The organism is Exiguobacterium sp. HVEsp1 (assembly GCF_002009685.1).
Classification (GTDB): domain Bacteria; phylum Bacillota; class Bacilli; order Exiguobacteriales; family Exiguobacteriaceae; genus Exiguobacterium; species Exiguobacterium profundum.
On the sequence record NZ_KV917367.1, the window covers coordinates 328,366 to 342,738 of the forward strand.

Sequence of the window (14,373 nt, forward strand, 5' to 3'; positions counted from 1 at the left end):
ATTACGAGAAGTGTTCATAACTTTTCAGAAAAAGTATGCAGGATATTCATCATATTTGGGGAATAATAATGAATAGGGTGTAGACCACTTTATTATTGGCTGGGAGGAAAACGCATGTTAGTGCATAGCTTATGTATCCCGAAGAAAGATGTTGTCACCATCAGTGAAAAGGCAACATTGCGGGAAGCGCTTCATACGCTTGAAGAAACAGGATACCGTTGTGTACCTGTTTTAGACGAGACGGGGAAATTTTTCCGCGGTAACATTTACAAGATGCATATTTATCGTCATGGAATGAACGGGGAAAACATGGACGATAATGTGATGACACTCATCAAGAATACACAAAAGTACGTCCATGAGTCAGATGGATTCTTTGAAGTATTTTTCTCAATCAAAGAATTGCCGTACATTGCTGTATTGAAAGATGAGAGCAATGAATTTTATGGCATTCTTCCCCACGGTAAGATGCTCGGGATGCTCGAAGAAGCATGGAGTCGCGACACGGGTAGTTACGTCTTGACAATCGCCTTGAGCGAACAGGCTGGGGCACTTGAGAAAATCACGAAAATCGTGAACAAATATACATCAATCGCGAGCTTGATGACGCTCGATGCGAAAAGTAAAGTATTGCGTCGGGTACTCGTGACACTACCACCAGACTGTGAAGAAGACATGAAAAACAAGGTTGTCTCTAAGCTTGAACAAAAAGGCTTCCGGATTGTCGAAGTCGAGAACTTAAAGAACTAAGTCAAAACCCTTTCACTTGGCGTGAAAGGGTTTTTCGTCGAGTCGTTTTTCCATCCGAATATCGGACCAAAATTGACCGTCCCAGTAGGTGAAGTGCTCGATCCGACCGATTTCTTGATACCCACATTTCGTATAGAGACGATGGGCCGCATGGTTGAAAGCGAAAACGCCAAGTTCCATACGAGGTGCTTGTTTGGCTCGCAATTGCTCTTCTAACAAACGAAGAGCTTCTGTGCCAACGCCTTTTCCGCGACCTACAGATTCGCCGATGACGAAACCGAGCCAAGCTGTACCGGGTTCTTGTCGATATAAATGAGGCGGGTCATACATGACGTTCATTTCTCCGACGAGATGGTCATCTACGTAGATAAGAAAAATATCGTGTGTTAAGAGTCGTTCTTCTAAATCGTCAACCGTCATCTCATAATGGGCGGTCAATTCTTCTTTAGAGCGGCTCGGGCGAATAAGATGGACGATCTCAGGATCGTTATTCCAACGATTGAATGTATCGACGATGTCGCCGGATGCGACTGTTAATGGAACAAGTGAGATATTGATAGGTCATTCTCCTTTCTCGCTTGAACACATTCGATTCAATCGTCAAAATTCCTGCTCTTATACCGGCTTTAATACGTTTAAGTGGCTCGGCAATACTTCAAAGGTGAGGGGTAGCTTGCCGCCTGTGTCCCCGTCAGCATTTACAGGAAGCGCATCAGGCGAGGTCACGTTCACCCGTGACGTACAAAATGAGGTGACGCTATCCGTTTCCTTCAACTTTCCTGTAAAGAGGGCGGGTGTTAATTGAAGTGCGTCCTTTAACCCGAGCTCTTCAAAGATATAGACGTGAAGAAGCCCATCATTCAGCCGCGCGTCCGGTTCGAAGTTTTCGAATCCTCCGACCGAGTTCGTCAAGGCGATAACGACGAGATAAGCCTCGCCATCAAACTCCCCGTCTTTACTGTCAAGCGCCAACTCATATGGACTATGTTCACGGAACGCTTTTACACCCTCAATCAAGTAAGCGAACGGTCCCCATTTCGTCTTTTCTTTCACACTTACTTCGTCGACAGCTTCGGCAATGAGCCCGATGGCGATGACGTTCATGAAATAACCGTTCTCATACTTTCCGATATCCATCGGTGTCGGTTCAGCGTCGCGGAGAGCCTCGATTGCTTGTTTAGGGTCACTTGGGACACCGAGTGCACGGGCGAGGTCGTTGACCGTCCCAAGTGGAATGATACCGAAGTCAGGTCGATGAGTAGCCTCGGCTAGACCGGTCACCGCTTCGTTCAAGGTTCCGTCCCCACCCATCGCAATCACGGCCTGATAGTGCTTTTCTGCCGCTTCACGTGCGAAGTTCGTCGCATCCTGTTCCTTTTCAGTGAAGCGGACATCGACGTGTCCATATCGTTCGCGCAACACCTCTTCGGCATGTGTTGCGTGTTGTTCCCCCAACTCTTTCCCTGAGGATGGATTGACGATTAACATGACTGTGTCCATTCCAACATGTCTCCTTTTCAACTCGAATACTGTCCTTTATTCCCGTCAAAGAAAGCAGATACTCCTAAAAAATCCCCATGTCGATTAGCTATCTCGCTCTAATCTTCAAGGGGATGCGTTGGGCATTCGATTGTTTAATAATGACGGAATGCGGACATATCTAAATGACTTGCTTCCGACTCGTCCACGGCAAGTTCGATGCGCAAATGTTCATTGAACGGGGAGACGAGAGCCCCCATACAGGCGACCGGTTCATGATCGGGGACCGGTGATTTACGTTTCGTTTTGACGAATAAATAGTCCGATCGTTTCAACGTCAATAAGAAACGTTCCACGGCATGCGGTTCACGGGTCACGTTTGGCCAAGGTAAATGATTGAATAATAAAAAGACCGCGCCTTCTTTTTCGAGCGCATAGTCCGGTGCGATGCCTTCCCGATTCAACAAATCGATGACAGCATGCAAAAACTCCCGTCTAATCGTCAATGAAATTTCGTAATACTCACGCATACGGTCCACCCTTTCTTAAAATCACAATACTACCATTCTAAACGTTTCCGACATGGGCGACAATGAAGAAGTTCCTTGACGAAGTATTTTTCCCGGCTTATACTGCATAAGTCCTGCTATACTAGTGATATATGATGAACGAATTGAGGTGAAACCGACATGATTGAATCCCTTGAATTGAAGGCGTGGGTTGTTCTTGCGCGTACGATGGATGCCATCAGTGATCGTGTGAAAGAAGATTTACGACGCCACCAGTTAAATTCAACAGAGTTCGGTGTTTTATCCGTACTGTATAAACGAGGAGACACCCCGTTGCAACAAATTGGGGATCAGATTTTGATTACGAGCGGTAGCGTGACATATGTGATCGATAAGTTGGAGAAGCGAGGGCTGATTGAACGAATCGCCTGCCCGTCTGACCGACGTGTCACATATGCTTCATTGACAGACGATGGAAAGGCGCTCATGGACGTCGTCTATCCGCAACATATTGAAATCTTCAAAGATATATATGGACCGTTAAGTGATGAAGAGACGGAACAATTGATTTCGTTATTGAAACGAGTCGGTTATAACGCAGCGGGCAAATAAAGCCCGTTGCTTTTTTATTCAATATCTTGAAATTAAAATAATTGACGATGAGATATACAGATGATATAGTTCTAACTGTTATTGAAAAATTAGAGATTACACAAATGGAGGATTACACGATGACTAAAGTATTATATGTATCGGCTAACCCGAAACCAACTGAACTTTCATACAGCAAACAAGTGGCAGAAACATTCGTTTCGACACTCCAAGCAGAAAATCCATCAATCGAAGTGGAAGCAATCGAACTCTACGATGTTGATGTTCAAGAAATCGACGGAGATGTGCTCAGTGCATGGGGCAAATTCGCTTCAGGCGAAGCGCTCACTGATGTAGAAGCGAAAAAGGTAGGCACAATGAGCGGCATGCTTGAGAAATTCATGGAAGCGGACCTTTACGTGTTCGCAACGCCAATGTGGAACTTCTTCTTCCCAGCACGTATGAAAATGTTCCTCGATAGCGTGCTCATGGCAGGTAAAACGTTCCGTTACACGGAGCAAGGTCCTGTCGGCTTGCTTGAAAACAAACAAGCGATCCACATCCAAGGGACAGGCGGAATCTACACAGGAACTGACCTTAACTTCGCAGACGCATACCTTCGCCAAGCGCTCGCGTTCGTCGGTGTATCTGAAGTGACGACGGTAGCGGTCGAAGGGATGAACCAATACCCAGATAAAATCGAAGAGATCGTGGCAGACGCGAAAGCGAAAGCTGAAGCACTTGCGAAAGAAGTTGCAGGCGCAGTAACGGTATAACCTAGAGAGACGAGTCGATTGACTCGTCTTTTTGTATGCATTTATTTTGGGTATGATACAAAGGGAAAGGGGAGTATGCAATGGCAGATCAGTTATCGAGTCGATTACTTGGAGATTGGACGGATATTATCCAAGAAGAGATGAAACAACCTTACTTTCAACAACTAAAGCAATTCGTTGACCAAGCGTATGAAGAAACGATCGTTTACCCGACCCGAGAAGATATTTGGAACGCATTTATTTACACGAAATTCAGTGAGGTGAAGTGCGTCATTTTAGGACAAGATCCGTATCACGGACCGAACCAAGCGCATGGACTCAGTTTTTCGGTGCAGGACGGAGTACGTTTCCCGCCGTCTTTACGAAACATTTTTCAAGAACTAAAAGATGACGTTGGGTGTGATCTCCCGAAGAGTGGCAACCTCGAGAAATGGGCGAAACAAGGCGTCCTGCTCTTAAATACGGCACTGACGGTTGAAGCGGGGAAGGCGGGCTCTCACCGTGGAAAAGGGTGGGAACAGTTCACTGACTCTATCATTGAGCGGCTTGGGAGTCGTGAGGAACCGATTGTATTCATCTTGTGGGGAAATGATGCGAAGAAGAAAATGAAATGGATTGGAGACCAACATAAAGTGCTTACGTCCGTTCATCCAAGTCCTTTGTCGTCCCATCGTGGATTCTTCGGCTCTAAGCCATTCTCTCAAGTGAACGATGCATTGAAGGAGTGGGGAAAACCCCCAATTGAATGGTGTTTATGACAGTCTACGAAAATTCGTAGGCTGTTTTTTGTTGACGCGTCGAAAAACCTTTGGTACAGTAACTAACAAGACGCCACTTTAGCGCTTAAAAGCATATATGCATAACAGCATAACTGTATAAAAGATAAAGAAATGTATACGTAATAGAAGCGAAGAAAGAACCGAAGTAGAGACATCTTCCCTGGCCCAGAGAGCGTGTGGTGCTGCGAACACGCCCAAAAGATGAATCGAATTACAGTTCCTGAGCTCTCATCATTGAGCGGTCCCCCGTTATCGGATCAAGCGGCTAGATATTTTTCTAGCAACCAGGGTGGTACCGCGGCTTTGTCGTCCCTATCGATTCAAGCGATAGGGATTTTTTTGATTTCAAAGGAGGACTTCACATGTTGACACAATCGATTCCAAAACACCTAGCCCCACATATTTCACCGCAGTTCTACAATGAATACACACCAACGGATCACGCCGTTTGGCGTTTCGTGTTGCGGTTGAACTTGCACACGTTAGAAGGGAAGGCGCATCCGTTTTACATCGAAGGATTGAAACGGACGGGAATGGGGCCGGATCGATTGCCGAACGTCGAACAGATGACGGATGAGATGCAGGCGGCAGGATGGTCGACGGTCGCAGTGGATGGACTCATCCCCGGCGTTGCCTTTTTTGACTTCCAAGGAAACGGGATGCTCCCGGTCGCGACAGACATTCGGAAAGTCGAGAATATTTTATACAGTCCAGCCCCTGACATCATTCACGAGGCGGCGGGACATGCGCCAATGTTGATGGACCCGACGTTTTCGGCAATCGTCAAACGCTTCGGTCAATTAGGGGCCAAGGCGTTCATGAACCGAGAAGAACATGCCTCGTTCGCCGCATTGAAACGCTTGACGATTGTGAAGGAGAATGCGAATTCGACTGAACAGGACATCGAGGCGGCGGAGAAAGCCGTACATGAGGCGAAAGCGCAAGTGACTGGCTTTTCTGAAGCACAACAGGTCGCGCGTATCTTTTGGTGGACCGTTGAATTCGGATTGATTGGTGACCTCGACAACCCGATGATTTACGGGGCAGGCCTCTTATCATCGGTAGGAGAGAGCCGTCACTGTCTGACAGATGCGGTCGTCAAACATCCATTCGACTTGGAGCACGCGCTACAGACGAAGCAAGACGTGACAAACATGCAAAAAGAGCTATTCGTTATTCCAAACTTTGAGACGCTCTCTTCTGTCTTAGATGAACTAGAGGGAAGAATGGCGATTCGAAAAGGTGGGATTGAATCTGTGGCGAAAGCGTTGGCATCGGGAAGTCAATCGACGATTCGACTTGAAGATGGATCAGAACGTGTCGGCATCGTTCGTCACATGACGGAGTCGAAAGAACATACGCTCATTCAATGGGATGAATGTACCATTGTAAAAAATGGTCAGTTAACGAAACGAGAGCGTCATGGACTCCTCGTTGTCCATGACACGGAATCAGCGCTGGGTCGCGATGACCTCTTTGAGGACGGGACGACTGTTCGTCACGCATGTGCATCTGATTTACTCAAGGATGTGACCGTTCAGTTAGAAGGACGAACGATTCCTCTCGACTCACTTGAGGTACGTGTCGACTCACTTCCATCAGTTTTCCCGGGAACCACGGTAGACGAGTTGATGATGATTGAAAAACCGGTGATCATTGAACGGGATGAGCGTGTATGGACAAACGATGATCCGATGTTCAACCGCATCCATCTCATGCGTGAGCGGGGAGAATCAATCGACGGTCTCATCCCAGAGATCTTAACGCACCACCCTGACGCCTGGTTATTACACATCGAGTGTCTGGAACTGGTGAAGGATGAAGGACTGAAACAGACATTGATTGAACGTCTTGAAGCGTTGCGTCAGACTTCCCCATCCCGAAATGAATTGATTGGTCGCGCGTTCGACCTATTGCGCTAACGAAAAGAGGCGACGTTTTCCATAGTAGGAGAACGTCGCCTCTTGTGCGTTATACAGATTGATTTGTCGTTTCACGTAAGAACGTAATCAAACGACGATACGTGGAATTGGCCGCTGGGCGGTCCATTTCGAAGTAATAATTATGTCCGAGCTCGTGCTCATTCCGATCATAAAAGACAGTCGTGACATCCGTCCGTCCTGAAAGAATCGTCGCAAATTCTTTGGCCTGTTCCTCAAAGGAATGGTCATTCCCGTCCGCGATAAACGTTGGGGCGAATGTGGCCGGTACATTGACGAGTGGCGATGCTTCAGCAACGACCGGGAGAGTCTCCCAATTGTACGTGCCGAAGTATGCCCATCCGATTCGTTTGAACAAGAAGCGGTTCACCGATTTCGATGATTCGAGCCATGTGCGCTTCAAGTCGAGCGGTGCAGACAAGAGGACGGTACCGAGGATAGAGGATTTTGGTACGACTTGTCCCACTTCAGCAGAAGGTGAATAGTCGTCATTCAACTGGACGCCGACAAACTGTGCAACGAGCTGTCCACCATTCGAATCACCTGCAAAGAAGACGCGGTCCAAATCGAGACGGAAGCGGTCATTGTTCTCAGCAATGAACGAGTACGCCTCTTCGATTTGTTTGAGCGGGGTCGGATACATCACGTCAGGTGCGAGTGCGTAATTGATACTGACGACGTTATAGCCATTACTCGCAATCGAAGTGGCATATTTTAACACATCCGATTTATCCCCACCGACGAACGACCCACCATGCACCCAAAAGATTGTTGGGACAGGTTTTCGGTCGCCTTCATAGCGAATCAAATCAAACGTTCCGTTGTCATAAGAAGACAAGTAGTCGATGTCTTTTCGGACAGACGTCTTTTGAACGACTTCCTCGAATCCCTTCATCTCCACTTCGTTCCCCCCTGCGAACGAAGTTTTGATTAAACGTGTGGCTGGTTTAGGTGAAAGGAACACATAAGCCGCTCCTGCGACCGCAGTTCCAATCAATCCGACTCCAGCTCGTTTCAACCCTTTATTCATCTTCCTTCCTCCCATTCTACAATCAGAAGCTTATTACGTGAGGAGTACGTCCGCCATGTACGTTTCGATGACATGAGCGATTCCGTCTTCGTTGTTTGATTTTGTGATGAAGTCCGCTTTCCCTTTGACCGTCGTGTTAGCATTTCCCATCGCGACACCGAGGCCGGCCCATTCAATCATCGTCAAATCATTGTTTCCGTCACCGCAAGCGATGACTTCTTTTTGTGCGATGCCGAGTTGATCTGCAAGGAAGGCGAGACTCGTTCCTTTTGTGACACCTGCTTCCGTAAACTCAAGGAAGAACGGTTTTGAACGGGCCACAGCCAATTTTCCAGCCAATTCTGTTTGTAGCTTTGTTTCGATCGGAGCGAGTGTGTCGCCATCTGCAAGCATCAAACATTTGACGACCGGGGCTGTCACGGCATCTTTAAAGTTGTCGACATGAATGACCGGCATTCCCGTCAATTCACCTTCGATATCCGTATAAGGGTTCGGGCGATCGGTTACGATTTCGTTACCGACGTACGTATGAATCGCGATTCCTTCCCGTTCACTGATATCATGGAGATGGGCGACTGTATCCGGCTGGAGCGTGCTCGAAAAAATCTCCTCGTTCGTCGCACAATCGATGACTGAGGCACCGTTGAACGATAAGATGTAGCTTCCGTATTTCGCAAGTTCTAATTCACGGGCTGCATCCCACATCGCAAACGTTGGTCGTCCGCTCGCGAGAACGACTTTATAGCCGCGCGCCTGTGCATCGAGAAGTGCTTCTTTTGTCTTAGGGGAAATCGTATGGTCGCTCGTGAGGAGCGTATCATCCATATCCAATACAATCATCTTGTAACTCATAGTAGTAGGGGGTCCTCCTTCAGAATCTAATGACTCCATCCTAAACCTTTTTAAGGTCAATTGACAACCTTGTCGCAAAAACGTAACTATAATGTAGAGAAGTGAACTCTAGAAGAGGTGGAAATCGATATGAATCGAATTTTAGTAGCTGAGGATGAACATGCGATTCGCAGCTTCATTATTGTCAATTTAAAACGAGCCGGATTCGACGTCTTTGAGGCGACGAACGGTCGAGAAGCGGTCACCGCATTTGACCGTGAACCGTTCGATGTCGTCCTATTGGATGTCATGATGCCGGAAATGGACGGATTCGAAGCATGTGCTGCCATTCGTGATCTTGACGAAAATGTAGGGATCATCATGTTGACGGCACGGACGCTCGAAGAAGATAAAATTGAAGGGCTCGGTAAAGGTGCAGACGACTACATCGCCAAACCGTTCAGTCCAGGTGAATTAGTGGCGCGCATCCAAGCGTTGTTGCGCCGTGTCGAAAAAGTGAAACGAAAAGATTCGAAACGCTTGAAGTCGGGACCGTTCGCAATCGACCTCGCCGCAAAACAAGTGACGAAGTATGGACAGTCGATCGATTTGACGCCGACGGAGTATGACTTGATCTGTCATCTCGTCCAAAACGAAGAAATCGTCTTGTCACGTGATGCGCTACTCGATGCGGTATGGGGCGTCAACTATTTCGGTGACCGAAAGACAGTCGACGTCAACATTCGTCGCTTGCGTCAAAAAATTGAAGATGACCCGAGTCATCCGGTCTACATCGAGACGTTGTGGGGTCACGGATATAAATGGCGGAGACATGAGGCATGAAACAACAGTTAGTCATTCGCATGATGATTGTCGTGACGATCGTCTTGCTCTTACTCGTCAGCGTTTTGTCTTACGGGACGTATCGCTACTATTACGAGTATGAGTCAGAAGCGTTACTGAGTCATGCGACCACGAGTGCATATCTATACCCTCAAGCCCAAGTAGGGTTTGAGACGCCGAGTGCCTTTTCCGTCCTCGTCCGGACATTCGGATATCCTGGAACTGATTTGACGATTGTCGACCGGAGCGGTTCGATTGTCAAAACGACGGGACAACGAACAAGGCAGGCCTCATTCTCTCAAGAACAGTTACAGCAATTGTCGCAAGGAGAGTCCGTCGTGCAGGACTATGACGTCGGGGATGAACATTACTTGTCAGTCACGAGTCCCATTATGACGAACGATACGTCCGAGTTTGCCATCAGTTTCACGCGACCGCTTGAAGATTTAGACACGCTCATTCGCGAAATTTGGATGACGGTCGTCATGATTGGCGTCTTGATCTGGTTGCTCGCCCTATACACCGTCATCCGGATTGCCGATCGCTTCGTCAGACCGATTCGTCACATCATCGAGGCGGCGGATGAGATGGCTCAGGGCGACTTCGATGTATCCGTTGAGTCAAATGAGAAACATGAGCTTGGAGCCTTGGCTCGAACGCTCACGTATTTAGGCGCGAAAGTCCAGCAGCATCAGTCGACACGTAACGAATTCCTCTCGAGCGTGTCGCACGAACTCAGGACACCACTCACATCGATTAAGGGATGGACCGAGACGATTCGGGGTGGTGATGAGAAACTGTCTGAAGAGACAGAGCTCGGTTTAAGCATCATCCATTCGGAGACAGAGCGCATGATCGGTCTCGTCGAACAGCTTCTTGACTATACAAAAATTGAAGAGAGTCGGTTGGTCTTGTATCGCCAAGAACTGGACCTGGTCTCTTTGTTACGTCAAGTGACACTGCAATTGAAACAGTCAATTGAAGACAAAGGCATCACACTCATCGAACGCTATCCTCAAAAATCGGTTGGACTATTTGATGAGAATCGATTGAAACAAGTGTTCTTAAACATTCTCGAGAACGCGATTCGTTTCTCACCAGACGGAGGAACGTTGACCATCCGCTTCGTACAATCGGAACGTGTCGCCTTTATCTCCATTATCGATGAAGGTCCCGGCATTTCACGAGAGCATTTGCAGCGCATCACCGAGATGTTCTATCAGGCTCATGTCACAGAAGGTAGTAGCGGGCTTGGGCTTGCGATTTCAAAAGAATTGATCGAAGCGCATGAAGGCAAACTCGTCATCGAGAGCGAGGTCGGACACGGGACGACAGTGACCGTCTTATTGCCGCTCGACCCGAGTGAACTACATTAATAGGATTAAACCTCCCGAATTCAGGCTACATATAGATGTATGTAGACTGAGGGAGGTTTTTATAATGGCCAATCAATCTTTGAAGCCGTTAAAAGGAAGTCCGAATGCTGTTTCAACCCAAACTTCAATTGAAGAATTGCGGATGGACCCACTGCCGTATGCGGGCAGCCGCGGGCAATCGATCGAAGCCATGAAGATGGCGATGAATCAGTTGCCGCGGGCTGAATTGGTGAAGGAAACAGATGAAGGACTTCATTATGTAGTGACTTCGAAAGTGATGCGATTTAAAGATGATGTCGATTTTTTATTTGATGACGCTACTCAACAAGTCGAGTTTCGATCTGCGTCGCGTGTCGGCTATTCAGACTTTGGAGTGAATCGAAAACGAATGGAAGATGTGAGCGAACGATACCGGAGGTTGATTCGATGAAGGACTATCAGTTGATTGTCATCGGTGGTGGTGCTGCCGGGATGACGGTGGCCGCAGGGGCTGCGAATTTAGGCGCGAAGGTCGCGCTTGTTGAAAAGAACAAACATTTAGGTGGTGACTGTCTGCATGTCGGATGTGTGCCGTCGAAAGCGTTGATTGCTGCTTCAAAAGAAGCGAATGCGATGATGCGCGCGGCCCGAGTTCTCGGAACCGAGTTCAATGGACAAGAGCATTATCAAATGTCAAAAGCGCGTGTCGACAAAGCACGTGCCATTATTCAAGACCATGACGGAACAGAACGTTTTGAAAAGATTGGCGTCGACGTCTATATCGGAGAAGCCTCGTTCCAAAGTCCGCACGAATTAAAAGTAGGGAACGAGTTATTGATCGGGAAAAAATTTGTCATCTCGACGGGGTCGAAACCGACAGTTCCTCCGATTGATGGACTCGATCAAGTCCCATACTTAACGAACGAGACGGTCTTTGAAGAAGAGACGCTCCCGGAGAGCCTGATTGTCATCGGCGCCGGAACGGTCGGACTTGAATTGGCCCAGTCCTTTGTCCGACTCGGCTCACAAGTGACCGTGCTCGAGGCACAGGATGATTTCCTACCTAAAGAAGACGAGGACGTCGCCACCTATTTGAAATCTCAACTCGAGATGGCGATGCGCCTAAAAATCGGCGTAAAGGTCAATCGAGTCGATGAAGTCGATGGCCGCATTCGTGTCACGACAGAGGTGAACGGCGAAACGGTCGAATATGAAGCGGACAAACTGCTGATGGCGACAGGTCGCGTTCCCCGAATCGATGCGCTCCGTCTCGACCGGGCGAACGTTCAGGTGACGAAAGGGTATATCGATGTCTCGTCGTCATATCGGACGTCACAATCTCATATCTTTGCCATTGGCGATACGATCAAGACGCTCCCATTCACACATGCCGCTGGAGAAGAAGGGAAAGCGGTTGTCGCGAACGCGCTCTTTGGATTATGGAACAAGGTCGACTACAGCAAGCTCCCGTGGATCACATTCACAGACCCTGAGGTGTTCCATGTCGGGATGACAGAGAAAGAAGCGCGCGAGCGTTATGGCGACGACATTGAGACGTATGAAGCGAAACTGTCCGAAGTGGACCGCTTCATTGCTGAACGTCAAGAAGCAGGCTTTGTCAAAGTGATTACGAAGAAAAATGGAAAAATCATCGGAGCTCATGCAGTCGGTGAATCTGCGGGGGATTGGATGCAAATTGTCGTCTATGCGATGCAACGTGGCGACAAAATCGGGAAGCTGTCCCGTATGATTTACCCGTATCCGTCGCGAAGTGAGGCCGTGAAGAAAGTGACAGACCTTTACTGGCGGAAACGTTTGTTCGAAAGTCCGCTCACCGAACTTGCGAGACGCTACTTTAAATTAATGCAATAACACAAATCACCCACTCAAACGAGTGGGTGATTATTAGTTTGGTAAGGTGATGGTTTCAATCATCTTCGGTTCGCCTTCAGAAAGGTCGACGAGTGGTTTAATCAACACTTCAACGCGTCGGTTTTTAGAGCGACCTTCTTCTGTATCGTTCGTCGCGATCGGTTTAAACTCACCGTAACTCGCGAGTGTGAATTGGGCCGGGTTCAAGGCATCATTTGCCAAAAGACCACGCATGAACGCGGTCGCACGTGCCGAACTGAGTTCCCAGTTTGACGGGAAACGTGCCGTATTAATTGGAATGTTATCCGTATGACCGGAGACGACAATCTCTCGCTTACCCGCCTTCTTTAAAATCTGACTGATGTTTTGTGCGACGGCACGAGCATCGGCATCGAGTGTCGCCTCTCCTAAGTTGAACAGGGCACGGTCTTGAATCGTCAAGACGAGACCGCTTGAATTGATCGTCGCTTTGATTTGGCTTTCGAGACCATTCTTTTTAATGTATTTGTTTACATCTTCTTTTAATTCATCAAGTTGAGCCAATTCATACGTCCGTGGGTTGGCGGTCGTATTGGTCTTGTCTGTACGTTCGATGTCACTGTTTGAGGCAGTCGAAGCTTGAAAGACGCTGACGCCTCCGGAGAACACCTGGTTGAAAGACTGTGACATTTTCTCAAGCTTTGTCTGGTCGATGTTACTCGATGCGAATAGTACGATGAAAAGCGCGAGCAACAGGGTCAACAAATCGGCGTAAGGAATCAGCCAGCCTTCGGGAATGTGTTCTTCATGATCATGCTTCTTTTTGCGCTTCATAGTCAGCTCGCTCCTTTGGAGACAAATACACAGACAGTTTATCTTCTAGCGTTTTTGGAGATTCACCACTTTGAATCGATAAAATCCCTTCAATCATCATTTCCTTGATGATGACTTCACTCTTCGAATACTGCTTCAATTTATTGGCAAACGGGAACCAAAGCACATATCCGGTGAAAATCCCGAATAGTGTCGCGACGAAGGCCGCTGAAATGGCATGTCCGAGCTTTTCGATATCGGATAAGTCTTTCAAGGCAGCAATCAATCCGATAACGGCTCCGAGTACCCCGAGTGTTGGGGCATATGTCCCGGCCTGTGTGAAAATATCGGCGTTTGCTTTATGGCGCTGTTCCATATTCTCGATGTCGCGTGACATGACTTCCGCGATATATTCGGAAGGTTGACCGTCGATGACCATCATCATGCCTTGGCGTAAAAATGGTTCTTCGACTTGTTCGAGTGCCGTTTCAAGGGAGAGGAGTCCCTCTTTTCGGGCTTGTGTCGACAAGTCGACGAATTGCGTGAGCAATCCAGACTTGCTTGGTAGTTCTTGTTTTTTGAACAAGATTTTAAATAGTTTTGGAACGTTCTGAAGTTGTTCCTTCGATACAGCGATACTGACGGCCGCGGCTGTACCGACGAAAATGATAACCATTGCGGCAGGGTTGATCAGCGGCGCAACACCTGCTCCTTTTAATAGCATTCCACCGACGAGGGTGAGGAACCCGAGTATGAGTCCGACTAACGTAACGACATCCATGTCTTTGTTTTCCACCTTTCCGAAATAAATCAGGACAAAAAAAGC

Annotated in this window: 16 protein-coding genes and 1 other annotated feature; of the genes, 9 read left to right on the forward strand and 7 right to left on the reverse strand. The window is 47.9% G+C overall.

Features of this window, described 5'->3' with window-relative positions:
* Window positions 1-114: 114 nt before the first annotated feature.
* The gene (cbpA, locus tag BV910_RS01640; protein ID WP_031424393.1) at window positions 115-750 is read left to right on the forward strand and encodes a cyclic di-AMP binding protein CbpA; all 636 of its coding nucleotides are present in this window, start codon (window positions 115-117) and stop codon (window positions 748-750) included.
* A gap of 12 nt (window positions 751-762) precedes the next feature.
* Here the strand turns inward: cbpA and BV910_RS01645 are convergent, their stop codons facing one another.
* The 3 genes from BV910_RS01645 to BV910_RS01655 form a co-directional block, all read right to left on the reverse strand.
* On the reverse strand, window positions 763-1,308 hold the full coding sequence (locus BV910_RS01645; protein WP_078146121.1) for a GNAT family N-acetyltransferase: 546 nt from the start codon (window positions 1,306-1,308) through the stop codon (window positions 763-765).
* A gap of 57 nt (window positions 1,309-1,365) precedes the next feature.
* Complete coding sequence (locus tag BV910_RS01650) at window positions 1,366-2,250, reverse strand: diacylglycerol/lipid kinase family protein (RefSeq protein ID WP_078146122.1); 885 nt, start codon at window positions 2,248-2,250, stop codon at window positions 1,366-1,368.
* Window positions 2,251-2,384: 134 nt separating this feature from the next.
* Window positions 2,385-2,759 carry a hypothetical protein gene (locus tag BV910_RS01655; RefSeq protein WP_078146123.1) on the reverse strand — a complete coding sequence of 125 codons (375 nt, stop codon included), beginning with the start codon at window positions 2,757-2,759 and terminating at the stop codon, window positions 2,385-2,387.
* 159 nt (window positions 2,760-2,918) lie between these two features.
* On the opposite strand from BV910_RS01655, the gene BV910_RS01660 reads away from it, so the two are divergent.
* The 4 genes from BV910_RS01660 (at window position 2,919) to BV910_RS01675 (ending at window position 6,806) form a co-directional block, all read left to right on the forward strand.
* The gene (locus BV910_RS01660) at window positions 2,919-3,350 is read left to right on the forward strand and encodes a MarR family winged helix-turn-helix transcriptional regulator (protein WP_047795835.1); all 432 of its coding nucleotides are present in this window, start codon (window positions 2,919-2,921) and stop codon (window positions 3,348-3,350) included.
* 119 nt (window positions 3,351-3,469) lie between these two features.
* Window positions 3,470-4,105, forward strand: a complete 636-nt coding sequence (locus tag BV910_RS01665; protein ID WP_078146124.1) for an FMN-dependent NADH-azoreductase — start codon at window positions 3,470-3,472, stop codon at window positions 4,103-4,105.
* A gap of 80 nt (window positions 4,106-4,185) precedes the next feature.
* Complete coding sequence (locus BV910_RS01670; RefSeq protein ID WP_031424398.1) at window positions 4,186-4,863, forward strand: uracil-DNA glycosylase; 678 nt, start codon at window positions 4,186-4,188, stop codon at window positions 4,861-4,863.
* A 143-nt stretch (window positions 4,864-5,006) separates the two neighbouring features.
* Window positions 5,007-5,201 (forward strand) — a binding site (T-box leader).
* 45 nt (window positions 5,202-5,246) lie between these two features.
* On the forward strand, window positions 5,247-6,806 hold the full coding sequence (locus tag BV910_RS01675) for an aromatic amino acid hydroxylase (protein WP_078146125.1): 1,560 nt from the start codon (window positions 5,247-5,249) through the stop codon (window positions 6,804-6,806).
* Between the two features lie 49 nt (window positions 6,807-6,855).
* Here BV910_RS01675 and BV910_RS01680 read toward each other — a convergent pair whose 3' ends face one another.
* Together BV910_RS01680 and BV910_RS01685 are read right to left on the reverse strand one after the other, a co-directional pair.
* Entirely contained in the window at window positions 6,856-7,854 is a 999-nt protein-coding gene (locus BV910_RS01680; RefSeq protein WP_078146126.1) for an alpha/beta hydrolase, read from the reverse strand.
* A 33-nt stretch (window positions 7,855-7,887) separates the two neighbouring features.
* A complete protein-coding gene (locus BV910_RS01685) occupies window positions 7,888-8,706 on the reverse strand; it encodes a Cof-type HAD-IIB family hydrolase (protein WP_078146127.1) in 819 nt (272 codons plus the stop codon).
* Window positions 8,707-8,835: 129 nt separating this feature from the next.
* Between BV910_RS01685 and BV910_RS01690 the strand changes: the two genes are divergently transcribed.
* The 4 genes from BV910_RS01690 to BV910_RS01705 all read left to right on the forward strand — a co-directional run bounded on the left by BV910_RS01690 (window position 8,836) and on the right by BV910_RS01705 (window position 12,755).
* Complete coding sequence (locus tag BV910_RS01690; RefSeq protein WP_015880495.1) at window positions 8,836-9,528, forward strand: response regulator transcription factor; 693 nt, start codon at window positions 8,836-8,838, stop codon at window positions 9,526-9,528.
* Entirely contained in the window at window positions 9,525-10,904 is a 1,380-nt protein-coding gene (locus tag BV910_RS01695) for a sensor histidine kinase (RefSeq protein ID WP_078146128.1), read from the forward strand. Before BV910_RS01690 ends, BV910_RS01695 begins: the two co-directional genes overlap by 4 nt.
* Window positions 10,905-10,968: 64 nt before the next feature.
* Complete coding sequence (locus BV910_RS01700) at window positions 10,969-11,334, forward strand: DUF1499 domain-containing protein (RefSeq protein ID WP_015880497.1); 366 nt, start codon at window positions 10,969-10,971, stop codon at window positions 11,332-11,334.
* The gene (locus BV910_RS01705) at window positions 11,331-12,755 is read left to right on the forward strand and encodes a dihydrolipoyl dehydrogenase family protein (protein ID WP_031424403.1); all 1,425 of its coding nucleotides are present in this window, start codon (window positions 11,331-11,333) and stop codon (window positions 12,753-12,755) included. The genes BV910_RS01700 and BV910_RS01705 overlap by 4 nt, the downstream gene beginning before the upstream one ends.
* A 33-nt stretch (window positions 12,756-12,788) precedes the next feature.
* On the opposite strand, the gene BV910_RS01710 is transcribed toward BV910_RS01705, so the two are convergent.
* Window positions 12,789-13,568, reverse strand: coding sequence for a flagellar motor protein MotB (locus tag BV910_RS01710; RefSeq protein ID WP_078146129.1), 780 nt, complete (start codon window positions 13,566-13,568; stop codon window positions 12,789-12,791).
* Window positions 13,546-14,328: a flagellar motor stator protein MotA gene (gene motA, locus BV910_RS01715; protein WP_015880500.1), complete on the reverse strand. Its 783-nt coding sequence runs from the start codon at window positions 14,326-14,328 to the stop codon at window positions 13,546-13,548. The genes BV910_RS01710 and motA overlap by 23 nt, the downstream gene beginning before the upstream one ends.
* Window positions 14,329-14,373 lie beyond the last annotated feature (45 nt).

Excerpts from the sequence above, each read along its gene's own strand:
- cbpA (WP_031424393.1), top strand. The coding sequence starts at position 115 with ATGTTAGTGCATAGCTTATGTATCCCGAAGAAAGATGTTGTCACCATC.
- BV910_RS01650 (WP_078146122.1), bottom strand. The coding sequence starts at position 2,250 with ATGGACACAGTCATGTTAATCGTCAATCCATCCTCAGGGAAAGAGTTG.
- BV910_RS01655 (WP_078146123.1), bottom strand. The coding sequence starts at position 2,759 with ATGCGTGAGTATTACGAAATTTCATTGACGATTAGACGGGAGTTTTTG.
- BV910_RS01660 (WP_047795835.1), top strand. The coding sequence starts at position 2,919 with ATGATTGAATCCCTTGAATTGAAGGCGTGGGTTGTTCTTGCGCGTACG.
- BV910_RS01665 (WP_078146124.1), top strand. The coding sequence starts at position 3,470 with ATGACTAAAGTATTATATGTATCGGCTAACCCGAAACCAACTGAACTT.
- BV910_RS01670 (WP_031424398.1), top strand. The coding sequence starts at position 4,186 with ATGGCAGATCAGTTATCGAGTCGATTACTTGGAGATTGGACGGATATT.
- BV910_RS01675 (WP_078146125.1), top strand. The coding sequence starts at position 5,247 with ATGTTGACACAATCGATTCCAAAACACCTAGCCCCACATATTTCACCG.
- BV910_RS01680 (WP_078146126.1), bottom strand. The coding sequence starts at position 7,854 with ATGAATAAAGGGTTGAAACGAGCTGGAGTCGGATTGATTGGAACTGCG.
- BV910_RS01685 (WP_078146127.1), bottom strand. The coding sequence starts at position 8,706 with ATGAGTTACAAGATGATTGTATTGGATATGGATGATACGCTCCTCACG.
- BV910_RS01690 (WP_015880495.1), top strand. The coding sequence starts at position 8,836 with ATGAATCGAATTTTAGTAGCTGAGGATGAACATGCGATTCGCAGCTTC.
- BV910_RS01695 (WP_078146128.1), top strand. The coding sequence starts at position 9,525 with ATGAAACAACAGTTAGTCATTCGCATGATGATTGTCGTGACGATCGTC.
- BV910_RS01700 (WP_015880497.1), top strand. The coding sequence starts at position 10,969 with ATGGCCAATCAATCTTTGAAGCCGTTAAAAGGAAGTCCGAATGCTGTT.
- BV910_RS01705 (WP_031424403.1), top strand. The coding sequence starts at position 11,331 with ATGAAGGACTATCAGTTGATTGTCATCGGTGGTGGTGCTGCCGGGATG.
- BV910_RS01710 (WP_078146129.1), bottom strand. The coding sequence starts at position 13,568 with ATGAAGCGCAAAAAGAAGCATGATCATGAAGAACACATTCCCGAAGGC.
- motA (WP_015880500.1), bottom strand. The coding sequence starts at position 14,328 with ATGGATGTCGTTACGTTAGTCGGACTCATACTCGGGTTCCTCACCCTC.